We start from the raw sequence: 16,969 nt of genomic DNA, 5'->3' as shown, positions 1-16,969 counted from the left end.
ACTTTGCTTTTAACTGTAACTTCATGTTCATCTTTAGAGATGGAAACAGGGGGGGCATCAAAGAGTACAACTCAAAAATATTAATAGGATTGAAAAATAGCAGAGTCAACCGACTCTGCTATTTTTTAGATACTTTTATGTTCTAGTAAAACCGCTTCATCATACTCGTAATCTTTAAAGCTAGTATTAAAAAATACTGCATAGATTACTGGGATTACCCCAAGGGCAAGAAATGTGTCTGTAACAAGTCCAAATATTAATACAACAGCTACTGGTTGGAAAAGAGGACCTCCAAAGAAGTATAGAGGAAGTAGACCAACTAGAGTTGTAGCAACGGTTAAAAATATAGGTCTAAGTCTAGACTGACATCCAAATACAATTGCATCCTGATCCGTTCGATTCAATTCTTCCTTTTCTATTGTCATCTTATCGACCAGAATGATAGCGTGATTAAGAACGACTCCAGCAAGGGAGATAATACCAATCATAGCCATAAATCCTAAGTCTGTTCCAGTTAGAAGTAGACCGATAGCAACTCCAGGGATAGATAAAGGAATAACAAGCATTATACATAGTCCTTTTCTTATGGAATTGAACTGTGCAACAACTAGAAAGAACATTCCAAGAATAGCTAAAGGAACTTGTTGAAATAGTGCTTCTTGGTTTTGTTCAGAAGTTTGCATTATACCTGATGAGAAATATTTTACATCAGGACCCCATTCCTTTAATTTCTCTTCAAGCCAAGGCATAAATAGTTTATTTACTTCAAGTGGAGTTGTACTTGATTCTACAGCCGCATCTACTTCGATAGAATAGGCCATACTTCTGGTAGAAACTAGACTTTCATTATATTCTAAAGAGATATTTGCAATTTGTTTTAGAGGAACATTTTCTCCTTTTGAATTTATTAATTCAATAGATTGAATTGAATTAATATCGTTATTATATTTGTCAGTTCCTCTTAAAACTATGGGAATAATAGTACTTTTAGGAGGAGCTTCAAAATTTCTAAAAATACTGGCATTATAGCCTTGTAGAACAAATTGTAAATCTCTTCCAATAGTTTCATTTGAAAATCCAGCCATTTGGGCTTTCTCTGAATCAATTTCAATATATATTTTAGGAACTTCAACTCCCCAAGTATCTGTAACAGCGTATGTACCATCAAGTGAAGTCAATTTATTACGAACTTCCTCAGATATTTTTTTTAGAGTTTTTATATCTCTTGACGAAAATACATATCCTAAATCTTTAGCTAGTGAAACTCCACTTCCAAGACCTTTTGAAACAACATCAATTTGAGGATATTTATTTAGGAGGTAAGAGTTTATATCGGCACTAATTTTAGGGATAAGTTTGTAATCAGTCAGGTTATACATAATATATGCATATTCTGGGAGATTGCTTTGTGGAGAATAACCTGTTGAAAATCTAGGAGCTCCACCCCCAATGAAAGACCCCCAACTTAAAACACCATCTTTTTTATACGTTTTAGATGTACCACCAGTAGTTATATAATTCCAAATTCCAGGTGGAAGAGGACTTTGAGAGCCGGTACTATAATTGGTTTCAATATATTTATTGAGATCTTGAACAACTTCTCGGGTAAAATTCACATCTGTTCCCTTAGGAAGGGTAATATATGTTGACATAACAGGGTCTGTAGAACCTGGCATAAAATTGCTAGGTGCTAATGTTAGTAGCCAAATTCCAAATACGAAAGATAAAGAAGTTAGTATAAGTGTCGTTTTTTTATTTTTTAATAAAGTTATAAGAATATTTCTATAAGCAAGGTATGGTTTACTATTTAAGTTTTGTTTTTTCCCAGGATCTATTTTTATAAAATCATAACAAAGTAGAGGAATAAAAGTTTGATTTATTAACCATGAACCAAGTAGAGCAAGCATAACAACAATAGTTAATGGCCCCACGTATTCACCCATATTCTGTTTATTTAAAATAATGGGTGAAAATGCCATAATTGTTGTCAAAGAACTTACAAGTAAAGGAATAGCTAAGGTTCTAGATGATTCTAAGCAGGCATCCATTCGGCTTTGTCCTTCCTCTAGTAAAACCATAACATTTTCAGACATAACAACAGCGTTGTCAACAAGCATTCCTAAAGCTATTATAAGGCCGGCAAGAGTAATTTGATTTATTCCATAACCCATATAATATAAGCCTATAAGTGCAAAAGCTATTGAAGTTGGGGTTAATGCAGCAACAATTAATCCAGATCGAATACCTAAAAAAACAAGCATAACTAAAACAATAGTAGTAACTGCTTGAAAAAGATTAACGATAAAGGAAGTTACATTAGTTTGAACTAAATCAGGTAAATAATAGATTTCACCGACTTCTAATCCAATAGGAATATCATGTTTAAATTTTTTCAAAGTTTCTTGTATACCTCTTCCCATTAAAAGAACATCTTCACCGCTACCCAAAGAAATTCCCAATACAAGAGATTGGTTGCCGTTGAAATCGACAGAGTATGGAGAGGGATCTTGATAGCCTTTATAAATATTAGCGACCTCTTTAAGGTATATGCTTGATTTCCCGTCAGGACTAGTTATAATTGTATTCGAGATATCATCAATACTTTTAAAATTTCCAGAAGGTGTAATTTTTAAACGATTTTGATTTACGACTAAATCTCCACCCTTAATAATAACATTTAAACTATTAAGTGTGTTAAGAATATTGTCTAAAGTAATCCCTGTTTGAGACAGGACTTTATTGTCAATATCAAGATAGATAGCTTCATTTTGAACTCCCGTAATTTCAATACTTCCTATTTGTGGAACATTAAAAATCAAAATTTCTTTTAGCTGTTCAGCAGTTTGATAGAGTTCTTCATACGAGTAATCGTCTCCACCAATAGCTAGTAATGTTCCATAGATATCTCCATAGAAAGTATTTATTTGAGGTGTTTGTATCCCGCTTGGAAGAGAGGGAACCACGAAAGTATTTATTCTGTCTCTTAACTCTTGCCAAACAGGCTGAATATCTTTATACTCAGCTTTGATATTAACATATACATTAGATTGGCCATCGGTATTTGTCGAGTTAACATACCAAAGAGAATCCATATTTTGTACTTGTTCAGCAATACGTTTACTAACTAAATCAGCCATTTGTTTTGCGGTAGCACCGGGCCAGTTTGTTGTTATGAGAGCAACTTTTATAGTAAAGCCTGGATCCTGAGATTTTTCAGAGCTATTATAAGATCTATATCCCATAACAAGCAATAGAAAAATTATGAGATAGGTTGTAACTTTATTTTTAATTGCTAATTCCGTTAATTTCATAGTTATTCAGCCCCTTTTACAAGAGAGACCTTTTGATTTTCAAGGACTGTATTGCTCCCTTTAGTCACAAAATATTCTCCGCGTGTTAATCCAGAAGTAATCTGAACTCCTTCTTTTGTATTTGATCCAAGAGTAACAATTTTTTTCGTTATAATTCCAGTGTTATTTTGAATATCTGTCACTACAAATACATATTTAGAACCATCAGGTGCTGTTAAAACAGAAGTCAGTGGAACCGAAATAATCTCTCCCTTTTCAGCATAGGAATTAATTGTAACTTTAGCCATCATCCCAACTTTAACAATATCTGAAGGGTCGATAATTTTGGCCTTAACAGGATATGTGCTACCATATCCAACTGATAGAGTACCAATATTTGTAATTACACCTTTTACGTTAGTTTTATTGAGAGATGTTATATCAATATCGACATTATCTCCTAATTTTAAATCACCAACAACTGATTGAGAAACATTAAATTCAACAAACCTTTCTCCAGATGTATTTAAAACAAATACAGTGGTATTTGGGGTAATACTTTGATTAACTTCACTTTTTACTTCTCCAATACTTCCATTAGTAGGAGCAATTAGGAATGTATATCCCAATTGGATTTTAGCGAGATTAAGCCCTTCTTGAAGTGCATTGACAGAAGAAATTGCCGATTTATAACTAGCTGTAGCGCTGTCATAGGAAGCTTTAGAGATACTGTTCTCTAAATAGAGTGTTTCAGCTCTTTTAAAGTTAGCACTGGCTTCAGTTAAAGAGGCTTTTCCTTGGTCTAAATTAGCTAAAGCTTTTTGGTAATTAACTTGATATTCAATAGGATCTAAAGTTGCAAGAAGATCTCCTTTATGAACAACATCTCCTAAACGTGCAATTCTGTTATTTATTGTACCGGATACTCTAAAACTTAAGTTTGAAAGCGCTTCCGTACTAACACTACCTGAATAAGTTCTTTTAATTACATCAAGCCTGGGTTGAACAATCTCAAATACGACAGATTTTGGTGCTTCTTCTTGATTGCCATTTTTAGATCTACCACAGGCAAGTAAAAGAATAATACTAGTAAAAATAATAAATTTATTTTTCATATGTCCCCTCCTAATTTTCAATCTCTCGCTGAAGTGCATTTAAAATATTTTTTCTTTCAGATTCATCTATTGTTAAAGATGACTTACCGTAAAGGTTCTCTAGCTGAAGAGTAGAGTTTATAAGATTAAAGTTATCGATAACATATTTCAGCTCTTGTGTTAAAGTGTTATTTTGAGCAGATAAGAAATCAGTTATGGTGATGCTCCCTTCTGCATAAAGATTTTTAACAATATTTAAATTTTTTTGGGCAACATCAGCGGATGTTTTTGTAGTATAGCTTTGAACAAAATTTGTAAGAAGTTGTGTGTATGTCTGCAAAACTTGTTGAGCTAGTTGATTTTTTAAAGATAATTTATTATATTCTAAAGATTTAAGTTCACTTTCAAGTTTTTTGTTGTTATAGTAAATTTCACCACCACTGATTAGAGGTAAACTGACAGATACCCCAGCTTCCCAATATTCATTTGGAAATTTATTATCAGAGTTTTTACCCCAAGGTGTAATTATATTGTTTTTATTGTAATTACCAAAAGCTTCTACAGTTGGAATGTAACGTTCTCTTTTTGAAGATGTATATTGTCTTTCTGTTCCTTTGATAGTGTTGTCTAACTGTTGTAGCGTATTAGAGTTTGAAAGAGCTCCTTCGATTAGAAAGTTTTGTATTTTTTTAGATCTATCAGATTCTAGATAGAAATTTTTGCTTAGATTATCACTCAGCAAAAAGAATGGAGCAATATCGGACAAAGTCTGGTATGTATATGTATTTGCTTCAGGATAATTCAAAAGATTATTGAGATACAGCTCTTGAGAACGAATTTCACCTTTCACATTGGCAATATCAGCAAGTGCACTAGCTACATCAGATTCCAATCGATAGACGTCTTGTAATCCACCAGAGCCCACACGATAGTTGATTTTTGCGATATCTAAAGTTTCTTTTAAAAGTTTATAGTTACTCATTTGTATTTTTAATTGAGCGTGTAGTTGAAGTATATTAACATATGTTGATGCCACATAATAGATGACATTTAATTTTTCTTGATCATATTGTTTTCTACTAGAATCGAGTGCTAGTTTTTCAATATATACGCTGGCATTAATTTGGTCGCTAAAAATAACTTGAGATAATTTTAAAAATGAATTTACACTATTTGTAGCAGCTCCCTGTTCAAATGCTGGTGAGCGACTGTCAAGAGCGCTATAGTTCATATTAGCAGATAATTGGGGTAATCGTTGCGAGTTTACAACTTTAGTGCTGTAAAAATTTGTGAATATGTTTTGTTTAATTTGCAATAAATCTACATTGGAATTAAGTGCTCTTTGAACAGCTCCTTTTAGAGAAAGTTTAGGATTTTCAGTCTTTTTCAAATTAATTTCTGACATTTCTTGTAAAAAAATTAGATTTGGGAAAATTCCAATTTTTGAAGCAATAGCAGAGTTAAGATAGATATCTTTTCTAGGTTCATCTACCTCAATAATTTTCCCCATCCCTCTTCCTGTTTTAAAAAACATATAGTTAAGAGAAGCTGCACGGAGTCTTTTCATCATCTCATTGTCTAAGTTTAATCCAGAATAAGCAAGAGGTTTTAAACTGGCATTAAAATCTATTAAAAAACTGGGAATACCGTTATTAATACTATTGATAAGATTTGTTTCACTTGAATTAAGAACATTTACTTTTAAACCATCAATTTTAGTATTTTGTTCAAGTTTTTTTAAATTATTAGAATCCATATTGGAGATTAAAACATTGACTTCGTTGACTTGATCAATCTCCCTAAAGACAGAGATAAAATCATTTAAATTAATTTTACTGTAGATATAGTTAACATTAGATGGGGCAATTGCTTTTTTCTCTCCAAATCCAAATGGGATAGAATAAAATTTGTTTTTATCAACATTTTTTATATTTTCTAATGGTGCACATGTTAAAATAAAAATAGCATCAATTTTTTTATTTGAATTTAAATTATTTACTCCCTCCTGTATATTGTGATTAGTTAAATAAAATTTTTCTGTTATTTTAGGTGAATATTCTGTTCCACTAAAATTTTTATTAAGTTCATCTTGTAGGACTTTTAAAGCATTATTTGAACAAGCTGAATTGTTTTCTAAGACAACTCCAACATCAAGAACTTTAGAAAAAACAGAAATATTAACTAGAAATAATAGTATTAAAATTTCTTTCATGAAAACCCTCCCTTTAAAATATTTGTATAAGGAAATATTCAATTTTTTTTTTAAAAATCCTTTAAATATAAAAAAGATATCAGCTTAAAAACTGATATCTTTTTTTCGCAAATTGTAACTAGCTAATGCCTGTTTTATCCATAGAGGTTTTCCAATCATAGCTCTACCAACAGCAACAAAATCAAGTAAATTATTTTCGACTAAATAACTGGCTTGATTTTCATTAGTTATTTTCCGAACTCCTATAACTGGAATTTTTAAACATTTTTTTATTTCCATTCCCATATATATCACCCAATCAAAATTAAAATCTTTAGGAAAAAATATTTTTGCCTGACTTTTGAAATTTGGATCAGGTATTCCGTGTGAAACATGTATTATATCTACCCCTAAATTTTCTAAGTATTTGGCATTATTAATACCATCTTCTAAAGATGGTTCATTTCCCCCTATTCGACAACTTAAAATAAAATTACCATCAAAAATATTTTTAGTTTTTATTAGAAGTTGAGTTATAAAAAACATTCTTTTTTTTAAAGAACCACCATATTTATCTATTCGGTTATTTTCAAGTTTAGACATCAATTGAGAGAGAAGATAACCATGAGCAGCATGTATTTCTATACCATCAAATCCACAGAGTTTAGCACGATAAAAAGCGTCTATAAAATCATCAAGAATTGAATCAATTTTATTTTCAGAAATATTGTTTAAATTATTTAAAAATCCAGCATGATGAATTTGAATTAATGTAGTACAACCGTGTTTTTTACATCGAAAAGCTAATTCTTTGAGACCTGGAATAAAAGAATCGTTCCAAATTCCAAGTTGATTTTCTCTAAGCTTGCCATTTGGAGAAACACAGCAAGCTTCGACAATAATCATACCAACCCCATTAAAAGCAATGGATTCATACCAATCTAAAAGAGTTTTTGTGACAAGTCCATCTTTTTTGATCATGGAAAAACGAACCATAGGAGGAAGAACAATTCGATTTTTAATTGTAATATTTTTAATTGTTATTGGTGCAAAGATGTTCATAGACACACTCCTGGAATTAAAAGACCTATAATTAAAAAATAATATGAAAAATTACAAAGATTTATCATTGATATTCTCTAGATATTCTCTTACAGGCTTCAATATATTTTTGATACAATTATTCTCAAAAGGTGACACTAAATTTGCGTGTTTTAAGAGATCCAAAAATGATTTAGTTCCACCTATATTGCATAGATTGATATAATCAGTCCAAGCTTCTTGTCTGTTAACCTTCATATGTTTCCAGAATTGTAATGCACAGACTTGAGCTAAAGCATAATCAATATAATAAAAAGGAACTTCAAAAATATGAGCTTGCTGAATCCACCATCCTCCATTTTCAAGAAATAAATTTTCAGAATAATCAGAATGAGGTTTATATAATTTTTCTAAATCTCTCCAAATAGTTTTTCTTTCATTTGGAGTCAAAGTAGGATTTTTATAGATTTCATGTTGAAATTCATCAACAAGAGAGCCGTATGGGATGAATTTAATAGCCCCACCCAGATGAGTATAAAAATATTTTTCTGTATCCTCTTTAAAGAAATTTTTCATCCAATCCCAAGTAAAAAATTCCATACTCATAGAATGAATTTCAGAACTTTCGTAAGTAGCCCACAATAGTTCTGGAGTTTCAATCCACTTTGATCTATATACTTGAAATGCATGTCCAGCTTCATGAGTGAGAACATCTATATCTCCACTTGTACCATTAAAATTTGAAAAAATAAATGGAGACTTATAATCAGCAATAAAAGTGCAATATCCTCCACCGGCTTTACCTTTTTTAGTAGTTAAATCCATAAGATTATGTTCGATCATGTAATCTATAAATTCAGATGTCTCTGGAGACATCTCATGATACATTTGTTTCCCTTGCTCAATAATCCAATTTGTATCTCCTTTAGGAATAGCATTTCCAGTATTAAATTCAAATTTTTCATCGTAGTAACTAAGAGAATCTAGGTTAAGTCTTCTAGCTTGTTTTTTATAAAGGGAGGTTGCTACTGGAACAATCTCTTCTATAACTTGCTTTCTGAAGTTAGCGACCATATCACTTGAATAATCTATACGATTCATCCGAATATACCCTAATTCTATAAAATTATTAAAACCTAGTTTTTTCGCGATACGATCTCTAATTATAACTAAATTATTAAAAATTTCATCAAAATTAGATTCATTTTTTTTGAAAAATGAATATTTAGCTTCTTGAGCGTTTTTTCTAATATCTCTATTTTGCGATAAGATAAATGGGGTCATTCCAGAAAGGTTTCTTTCTTCGCCTTCAAATAAAATTTTAGCTGAAGCTAGAAGTTTAACATATTTTGAAACTTCTTTATTTTCCTCCTGTAAATCTTCGATAATATCAGATGAAAATGATTTCAAACTATTTTCTATAAGTTTGAAAAATTGATTTCCTAAGACATCTTTTATTTGATTTTTATTAGGGTGAGAGATTAAAGCTTTATAAAACAATGTATCCAGTTCATGGAACAACGGGGCAATATCATCCCAGTAAGCTTTTTCTTCATTGTAAAAAGAATCCTCAGTATCTATTGTATGTCTTATATGAGATAAATTTGACATGGTATCAATAGAGTTTCTAATTTTATTGATGTCTTTTATAATCTCTAATTGTTCGCTTAAGTTTTTTGATTCATTGATTTTTTGAATAAAATTTAGAAAATTAATTTTTATTTTGTTGTAGTCCGGTCTTATATAAATATAATCTGAAAAATTCATAAAATCCTCCTTTATTAAAATAATACATATTTATTATAGTTTAAAAAATAGATATCATCAACTTTTATTTGTAAATACAAAGATTCATGCAAAATAATATGGTACTTTAATTAAAAATAGTGTAATATATAGTGTAAATACTTAAAATAAAGGAGAACAAAATGAAGAAAGAAATTTTAGGATTATTTTTATTAGGAGCAAGTTCAGTATTTGCATTAGATGCACATGCTAGATTTGGAGCAATAACAAATGCAAGTTCTTATAATAAAGAGGAAAAAACATTTGAAAATTATGCACCCACAGTAAGTTTAGAATTAACTCAGACATTGCTTCTGGCAGATGTTGGAGTTGGAATCGCTTATAATGGAAAAACTTCAGGAACAGATATAGAAACAATTCCTGCCTATGGATTGGTAAAGGTAAATCTGTTTCCGATTGCTATAAAACCCTATTTAGTAGGAAAAGTTGGAAAGGTATTATATACTCGTGATAATGTTTCTAGATCAAATCCAGATGGTGATTATTTCTATGGAGCAGGAGTTGGTATGGATATCTTCTCTTTACAAGGAGAGGTTTTATATTCAGTTACTAAAATTGATGGTGATAGAAGAGGTAATGATGATTTAAAGCAAGTTAGTTTTACATTAGGGTATAATTTCTTTTAATCTATTATAAAAAACAAACACTTGAATCTGTTATATTCAAGTGTTTGTTTTTTTAAAGTTCAAAAATTGTTGAAAGATAGTTTGCCACACCGCTATCGTCATTACTTAACTTTAATGTTTCAAATTCATTTTTTAGCTCTTCAAATCCGTTGGCCATAACAAGTCCTTTTCCTGCAAATTTAAGCATATCATAATCATTAAAAGCATCCCCGAAAGCAAGAGTATGTTTTAAATCAATATTTTTTAATTTTGCTAAAAATTTTAAAGCAATCCCTTTAGATGTTTGGTAGTGGACAATATCTAGATAACAGTCCTGTGAAATGAAAGCGTTAATATCATCTGTTTTATTGAAATTTTCTGATAATTTTTTTAAGATATCATTATTATGATTGATTATTACAATTTTTTCAAAATTGTAATGTTCTACATTTTCTAGAGTTATTTCTATCGGATTTTCAGGAGGAGATAAAAGAAATAGAGATGCTTCCTCGACTTTTCCTTTCTGTATATAAATATTATTTCCAGAGCTAGCAAAAAAAATACTTTCAGTATTCTCTATTTCTCTAAATATTTGTTTAGCTGTTGTATTGGAAATAGTTTTTTGAAATATTAATTCACCTTGGTTATTATATATTGTTGAACCATTATTACAAATAATTTCAGAATCTAATCCCAAACTATCCGCTATTTTTTTAGCTCCTCTATAATTTCTACCTGTCGCAATTACAAAATATACCCCATTTTCTTTAAGTTTACTAATAGTTTTTTTTGTATAATCAGAAAGATTCTTATTGCTATCAACAAGAGTTCCATCTAAATCTGAGATGACTAATTTATACATATACCCCTCCTCATATTAAATTCACATAAAAAGCACTAAGAGTATTATATTATTAACTTGATATAAATTCAACGTTATATTTTAGAATAAAAAATTCATAAATCTTTCAAATGATTGAAAAATATGTTAAAATATTAATATATTAAATAGAAAAAGGAAATATAGATGAAAAAACTAAAAATTTTGATTTTACAAGAAAAGGAAATAACCACACAAAATTTAAAAGAATTAGGAGTGCTACTTTTAAAGGAGTATCATTTTGAATTTATAAATTTTTCAGATTATCTTAAAGTTAATTTAGAAGATTTTGATTTTATAATTTTTGATACATATAATGAATATCTTTTTGAATATTTTAAATCTTCTCTTGAAAAATTAATAATATCTGTTGATATATTAAAAGAGGAGAGACCTTCAGACTATATAAAAAAAGGGGCTGTTAACTTTTTTTTAAAACCCTACTCTCTGAAAGAAATCCGATTAACATTGGAAAAACTAAGGGAAACTATAGTAGCTAAAAGTGAAGCGGATGAAAATAAACGCAAATTTTTTACTCTTTTAGATAATATACCCTACATGGCATGGTTTAAAAATAAAGATAGTGAGTACATGATTGTAAATAATGAATTTAAAGAACATTGTGGAAAAGATATTGAAACTATTAGAGGAAGAGGAGATCATTTCGTTTGGGATGGAATGATAGGTGAAAACTGTAGATTATATGATCTTCAGGTTATGAACGAAAGAAAGCAGATTATTTTTGATGAGGTTATCCCTGGGAAAAAAGGTTACAAGCATTTTAATATTTATAAAGTACCAGTAGTTGGGGAAGATAACTCTGTCATTGGAACTATGGGAATAGCTAAAGATATAACAGATTTAAAAAATAAAGATGTGAAATTTGATATAATGTTAGAAAATATGCCGTTTGCAGTTTTTACTAAAAATAGAGAGGGGTTTATTATTAAAAGTAATAGCACATTTTTTAAATTAATGGACGTAACACCTCTATCTTCTTTCGATGTCAAAGAGGATTATTTTTTAGGAGAAGATCATATAGAAAATATCATAGCAGAGGATAATGAGGTTATTTTTAGTAAAAAAAATATTCATCTTGTAAAAACAATTTTGACAAATGATGGAGAAAAAGCACTAGAAGTTCATAAATCTCCAATAATAGATATTTCAGGAGAAGTTATAGGAATTGTTTGTACAATGAGAGATATTACAGATATGAAGAGTCAAGAGGCTAAAATAAGAAAAATGGCATATACAGATTCATTAACAGGATTAGCCAATAGAAGAGGATTATATAATTATATAGATCTTGAACTATCGTGTAATAATTTGGATGCTACAATTATGTTTATGGATTTAGATAATTTTAAATATTTAAATGATAATTTTGGACACCTGTATGGAGATAAAGTATTGATAACTTTTGCAAAAGAGTTACAAGAAGTTTGTAAAAATGGATTTGTATCTAGAATAGGTGGAGATGAATTCGTTATTGTTTGGAAAGGTGAAATGTCTAGTGAAAAAATTATAGAGGTAGCTGATAAAATTTTAAATCTTTTAACAGGAAATGGGAATAAAGGTAAATATAATAAAATATCTGCTAGTATAGGTATAGTTACTGGTAATATAGGTGAAGAAGGTACTGATTCATTTTTAACTAAGGGAGATTTAGCACTTTACAAAGCGAAAGATCAAGGTAAAAATCAATATATATTCTACAATTCAGATTTAGATAAAAAAAGGTGTTTGGATGAAGAAATTAATCAGGATTTAAGAAATGCTTTAGAGAAAGAGGAACTTGAACTATATTATCAACCACAGTATACATGTGATAAGGGACTTGTGGGATTAGAAGCATTGTTGAGATGGAACAATGATAAGTATAGAAAAGTGCCGATAGTGGATATTATAAATATTATGGAAAAATCTACTTTGATAGATGAAATAGGTAAATTTATAATAAAAACTGCATTTTCTTTTGCTAAAAAAATCAATGAAAATAGAGAAAATAAAATAATTGTTTCTGTCAATATATCTGCAGTTCAAATAATGAAGCATAATTTTGTTAGAACTATTAAAAAAATAATATTTGAAACAGGTGTAGAACCAAATAATGTTGGAATCGAGATTACAGAAACAGTATTATTACAAAATATAGGTGAAAATATCTTAAAAATTAAAGAACTAAAAGATATTGGAATTAAAATATCGCTAGATGATTTTGGAACTGGATATTCTTCATTTAGTTATCTTGTAAAAATACCGCTTTCTAATATAAAAATTGATAAAAATTTTATTTGGGGAATGAAAGACAGTGAAGAATATAGAACTTTAGTAAAATTATGTATCGATACAGCCCATGCTTTAAATTTAAAAGTTATTGCTGAGGGGGTTGAAACAGTTGAGGATTTAGAGTTGTTAAAAGAGATGAAAGTAGATCTAATTCAAGGGTATTTATTTTCTAGACCTTTACCAAAACATATTCTAGAGGAAACTATATTATAATAATAGATCGAAGAGTAAAAGGATAAAACTTTTTCTCTTCTTTTTTTATCAAAAAATTTAGGGATTTTAACAAAAACGCCGTATAATGATTTATTATGTTAAATAAAACTTAGGAGGAAAGTATGGAAAGAATTAATACTTTAAAAAAAGAGATTTCTAAAAAGGTAATTGGACAAAATGATATGGTTGAGAAAATTCTTATTGGAATTTTAACAGGAAACCATATTCTATTGGAGGGTCTTCCTGGGTTAGCAAAATCACTAACAGTCTCTACAATAGCAGAGACTTTGGGATTAAGTTTTTCAAGAATTCAATTTACTCCAGATTTGTTACCGAGCGATATTGTAGGAACAGAGATATATAATGAAAAAACTGGAGATTTCAGTGTAAAAAAAGGACCTATATTTGCCAATATAGTTCTAGCTGATGAAATAAATAGAGCTCCTGCAAAAGTTCAATCTGCTCTTTTAGAAGCTATGCAAGAGAAACAAGTTACAATTGCTAGTGAAACATTTAAACTAGATAAACCGTTTATAGTTTTAGCAACTCAAAACCCGATAGAGCAAGATGGGACATATCCACTACCAGAGGCTCAGCAAGATAGATTTTTAATGAAAGTAAAAATAGAGTACCCAACATATGAAGAGGAGATGGAAATGCTTGATTTACTAACAGGTGAAAAAGAATTTTCAGATATTCGAATAAATACAATTATATCTCTACAAGATTTGGAAGAGATAAAAGAAATAATTAAAAAAGTTGTTATAGATCAAAAGTTAAAAAAATATATTTTAGATATTGTATTTAAAACTAGAGAACATTCCGATTATATTGCTTGTGGAGCTTCACCTAGAGCTAGTATAAGTTTGGTCATAGCATCTAAAGCTGCTGCATTTTTAGATGGAAGAGATTTTGTAATGCCACAAGATATAAGAAAAGTTATTTATGATGTTTTACGTCACAGACTTATTTTAACATATGAATCTGAAGCAGAGGACAAAAAGGTAGTAGATATAATAGATGATATACTAAAAACAGTTGTTTTACCATAAGGAGAGACTATGGATAATAGATTAGAGAGTAAAAAGGAACTTTTAAAAAAGATAAAGAGTATTGAAATAAAAGCTACTATTTTATCTGACAATATTTTTGCAGGACAGTATCAATCTTGTTTAAAAGGAAATGGAATGGAGTTCTCTGATATTAGAAGATATGCTCCAGGAGATGATGTGAAAAAAATAGATTGGAAAGTTACTGCTAAACAAAGGAAAGCATATGTTAAAGAGTTTGTAGAGGAAAGAGAACTTTCTATTTTTTTGCTAGTTGACATATCAGCATCTAATAGATTTAAAGCAAAGTTAGATCTTATAACAGAATTAGTTGGAAGTTTAGCATTTAGTGCTAACAAAAATAGTGATAGAGTCGGAGCACTGTTTTTTTCTAATCAAATTGAGAGAGTTATCCCTTTAAAAAAAGGGAAAAAACATACGCTATCTATAATTGAAAACCTATTGACGATTAATCCTAAAGGAGATAAAACAGATATTGCTACGGCTTTAAGATACTTTGGAAAAGTTTTCAAAAGAAGATCCGTTATCTTTCTAATATCAGACTTTTTAGATGTTAACTATGAAAAAGAATTGAAAATCCTATCTCAGCGACATGAAATTATACCGGTAAGAATTGGCGATAAAAAATATGAATCACTTCCAATTGGAGCTATTTTCACTTTAGAAGATGCTGAAACTGGTGAACAAATAGTTGTTGAAAATTATAAAGAGAATAGTAGTGATATAAATATAAATAATATTTCTAATGGAATAAATTTATATGTTGGAGAGGATTATGTAAAAGAGATTTCAAAATTTTTTAATAGAGGGAGAGTGCGATGAAAAAAATAACTATTGGGATTTTTCTTTTACTTTCTCTACTATCTTTTAGCAAAGAATATAATATTGGTGATAAAATAACTCTAAAAATAGAGGGTGCTATCAATGAAAGTGAAATTGAGAAAGCTTTAGAAGGTTATAAAATATCATCCTTAGAAAAGGATAAAGATGGCTCTTATGTTGTAACATTTACTATATATAAAGTTGGTGAAAATGAAATTAAAATCGGAAATAAAAAACTAAAAATAGATGTAGTTTCAACAATAGAACCTTCTGAAAAAGATATTTACGAAGCTCTTTCAAATCCAAATAATACATATATAGAAACTGATTATCCACATATGGGAATTTTAGCAACTATAGCAGGAATAATTGCAGTTATAACAGCATTTTTTATGCATTTAGTAGATAGAGCTAAAGATCCGTATATTATATTGAAAAAAGAGATGTCTAAAGTTAATGGATCTAATTGGAAGGAGAAAATTAGTTTAGAATTACGGAGGTATATAGATGGTATGTATGGAACTAATTTTTTAGGTGGAGAATACAAAGCTATTTATCCTATAACAGAAAAAGATACTGACTTTATTAAAAGTATGGATTATTTAAAATTTGGACCTAATAGAGATGGTGATTATTTAGAATATAAAAAGAAAGCCTTTGACATAGTAGAGAGATTAAGAAGGGAGAAAAAGAACAGTGTATAACTTTAAGATGCCATATATATTGATACTGATTCCTATAGTTACCTATCTTTTTTTTAGAAAAAGATCTCAAGGTGCTATTAAGGTTCCAGGAATACAAATTATTAAAAAATATTCAAAAGGAAGCAAAAAACATCTATTAGGACGATTTTTTATATATCTATCTACTATATTTATGATTTTAGCTTTGGCTCGTCCTCAATTTACAAAAGAGGGTAAAGTTGTAAAAAAAGATGGTGTAGATATAGCTATAGCTTTAGATCTTTCTAAATCTATGGAAGCTAGAGATTTTAATCCCAATAGACTAGAAAAATCTAAAGAGTTATTAAAAGAATTTATTGATAAAAGACCAAATGATAGATTATCTCTAGTTGTGTTTGGAGGAGAGGCATACACAAAGGTTCCATTAACATTTGACCACAGTGTATTAAAAAATATGATTTCAAATATAACAACTGATGATATAACAAGTAACAATAGAACTGCTATTGGTATGGGATTAGGAGTAGCATTAAATAGATTAAAGGACTCTGATTCAAAATCTAAAGTTATCATATTAATGACAGATGGTGAAAATAACTCTGGTGAAATGAGCCCTATAGGAGCTGCTAAAATAGCTAAAGAGTTAGGAATAAAAGTTTATACTATTGGAATTGGAGCTAAAGAGATTGCAATTCCAGGATTTTTTGGAACTTCATATATTGAAAATAAAGAACTTGATGAAAATCTTTTAAATCTTATTGCAGAAAAAACAAATGGAAAATATTTTAGAGCTAGTGATTCTAAAGAGTTTCAAAATATTTTTAACGAAATAAATAATTTAGAAAAAAGTAAGATAGATAGTCGAAGTATCTATGACATCACAGAATATTTTGAGGAATTATTAAAAATTGCCTTAATTTTATTATTATTAGGTGTATTTTTCGAATATTTTAAATATATAAGAATACCTTAGGAGGGATAG

12 protein-coding genes are annotated in these 16,969 nt (G+C 29.3%); 6 read left to right on the top strand and 6 right to left on the bottom strand.

The genetic code is table 11. The features are described from left to right. Nucleotides 1–125: 125 nt before the first annotated feature. The 5 genes from Q0V67_RS03785 to Q0V67_RS03765 form a co-directional block, all read right to left on the bottom strand. Complete coding sequence (locus Q0V67_RS03785) at nucleotides 126–3,311, bottom strand: efflux RND transporter permease subunit (RefSeq protein WP_297597197.1); 3,186 nt, start codon at nucleotides 3,309–3,311, stop codon at nucleotides 126–128. 2 nt (nucleotides 3,312–3,313) lie between these two features. Continuing rightward, nucleotides 3,314–4,405, bottom strand: coding sequence for an efflux RND transporter periplasmic adaptor subunit (locus Q0V67_RS03780; protein ID WP_297597196.1), 1,092 nt, complete (start codon nucleotides 4,403–4,405; stop codon nucleotides 3,314–3,316). A 10-nt stretch (nucleotides 4,406–4,415) separates the two neighbouring features. Continuing rightward, nucleotides 4,416–6,596 (bottom strand): TolC family protein, encoded by a 2,181-nt coding sequence (locus Q0V67_RS03775; RefSeq protein WP_297597195.1) that lies wholly within the window; start codon nucleotides 6,594–6,596, stop codon nucleotides 4,416–4,418. 84 nt (nucleotides 6,597–6,680) lie between these two features. After that, entirely contained in the window at nucleotides 6,681–7,637 is a 957-nt protein-coding gene (locus Q0V67_RS03770) for an NADH:flavin oxidoreductase (RefSeq protein WP_297597193.1), read from the bottom strand. 51 nt (nucleotides 7,638–7,688) lie between these two features. Then, entirely contained in the window at nucleotides 7,689–9,383 is a 1,695-nt protein-coding gene (locus Q0V67_RS03765) for a M3 family oligoendopeptidase (RefSeq protein ID WP_297597192.1), read from the bottom strand. Nucleotides 9,384–9,544: 161 nt separating this feature from the next. Between Q0V67_RS03765 and Q0V67_RS03760 the strand changes: the two genes are divergently transcribed. Continuing rightward, on the top strand, nucleotides 9,545–10,048 hold the full coding sequence (locus Q0V67_RS03760; protein ID WP_297597190.1) for a hypothetical protein: 504 nt from the start codon (nucleotides 9,545–9,547) through the stop codon (nucleotides 10,046–10,048). Between the two features lie 52 nt (nucleotides 10,049–10,100). Here the strand turns inward: Q0V67_RS03760 and Q0V67_RS03755 are convergent, their stop codons facing one another. After that, entirely contained in the window at nucleotides 10,101–10,889 is a 789-nt protein-coding gene (locus Q0V67_RS03755) for a Cof-type HAD-IIB family hydrolase (RefSeq protein ID WP_297597189.1), read from the bottom strand. Between the two features lie 165 nt (nucleotides 10,890–11,054). Between Q0V67_RS03755 and Q0V67_RS03750 the strand changes: the two genes are divergently transcribed. The 5 genes from Q0V67_RS03750 (at nucleotide 11,055) to Q0V67_RS03730 (ending at nucleotide 16,960) form a co-directional block, all read left to right on the top strand. Continuing rightward, nucleotides 11,055–13,412, top strand: coding sequence for an EAL domain-containing protein (locus Q0V67_RS03750; RefSeq protein ID WP_297597188.1), 2,358 nt, complete (start codon nucleotides 11,055–11,057; stop codon nucleotides 13,410–13,412). A gap of 122 nt (nucleotides 13,413–13,534) precedes the next feature. Further along, nucleotides 13,535–14,464, top strand: a complete 930-nt coding sequence (locus tag Q0V67_RS03745) for a MoxR family ATPase (RefSeq protein WP_297597187.1) — start codon at nucleotides 13,535–13,537, stop codon at nucleotides 14,462–14,464. A gap of 9 nt (nucleotides 14,465–14,473) precedes the next feature. Next, nucleotides 14,474–15,304 (top strand): DUF58 domain-containing protein, encoded by an 831-nt coding sequence (locus Q0V67_RS03740; protein WP_297597186.1) that lies wholly within the window; start codon nucleotides 14,474–14,476, stop codon nucleotides 15,302–15,304. Then, nucleotides 15,301–16,008: a hypothetical protein gene (locus tag Q0V67_RS03735; RefSeq protein ID WP_297597185.1), complete on the top strand. Its 708-nt coding sequence runs from the start codon at nucleotides 15,301–15,303 to the stop codon at nucleotides 16,006–16,008. Before Q0V67_RS03740 ends, Q0V67_RS03735 begins: the two co-directional genes overlap by 4 nt. Then, nucleotides 16,001–16,960, top strand: coding sequence for a VWA domain-containing protein (locus Q0V67_RS03730; protein WP_297597183.1), 960 nt, complete (start codon nucleotides 16,001–16,003; stop codon nucleotides 16,958–16,960). The genes Q0V67_RS03735 and Q0V67_RS03730 overlap by 8 nt, the downstream gene beginning before the upstream one ends. Nucleotides 16,961–16,969: the final 9 nt, after the last annotated feature.

This window comes from uncultured Cetobacterium sp. (assembly GCF_947072685.1).
Classification (GTDB): Bacteria; Fusobacteriota; Fusobacteriia; order Fusobacteriales; family Fusobacteriaceae; genus Cetobacterium_A.
Note: the sequence above shows the minus strand (reverse complement) of the source record. Positions and strands in the feature narration are given on the sequence as shown.